Below are 614 nucleotides of genomic sequence, written 5' to 3'. Positions count from 1 at the left end.
CAACGTTTAATATATGTGTCGTAGCAGAGCAAAATGTTACCTTGCTTTTCGGTTTTTCTGCGCATTGGTTGCTAACTTTTCCATTCAGCAAGCATTGAGCCTAACCAAATATACACAGACCATAGGATTAATCATATAGCTGCTATGCCACATATATCGTGTTGTGATTAGTTTATTCAATTTTTCCACCCCAAAATAGTACTTCCTTTTCGTTGTTGAGAGAGTCAGATAAAAACTTATGAAATTTTATTAGCCTATTTATTAGGCGGTGATTTTCTGACATTTTAATAAAGAAATCATATTTCTTTCCTTTATACTCATTTGAAATCGAAGTTAAACCTCCTGGGACTTCAGGATTGAAATTCAAAAGTAGTTTTTCAATTCTTATTTCAAGTTCGTTAACCAGAAATTCAATTTGTTCGTCCAATAATTGAAATTCAGATGTTTGTTCTCCCAGTGATTGATTGAACTTAAATTCAAAATCAATCAACAATTTCTCTAAATAGGTATAGTAGTCACTGGAAGTTGACCAAAAAATCCTTGATTTAGAATCATTATTATATTTCCAATTTATTCCGGACATTTTTGATTAATCACAACGTTTAATATATGTG

Annotated in this window: 1 protein-coding gene; it reads right to left on the bottom strand. The window is 31.1% G+C overall.

Going from position 1 to position 614, the window contains the following annotated elements:
- Window positions 1–172: 172 nt before the first annotated feature.
- Window positions 173–583 carry a hypothetical protein gene (locus Q1A73_RS24455; RefSeq protein WP_299611453.1) on the bottom strand — a complete coding sequence of 137 codons (411 nt, stop codon included), beginning with the start codon at window positions 581–583 and terminating at the stop codon, window positions 173–175.
- Window positions 584–614 lie beyond the last annotated feature (31 nt).

This window comes from uncultured Aquimarina sp. (assembly GCF_947492115.1).
Classification (GTDB): domain Bacteria; phylum Bacteroidota; class Bacteroidia; order Flavobacteriales; family Flavobacteriaceae; genus Aquimarina.
The sequence above is the reverse complement of the archived record's forward strand: the minus strand, read 5'-3'. Positions and strand labels throughout refer to the sequence as shown.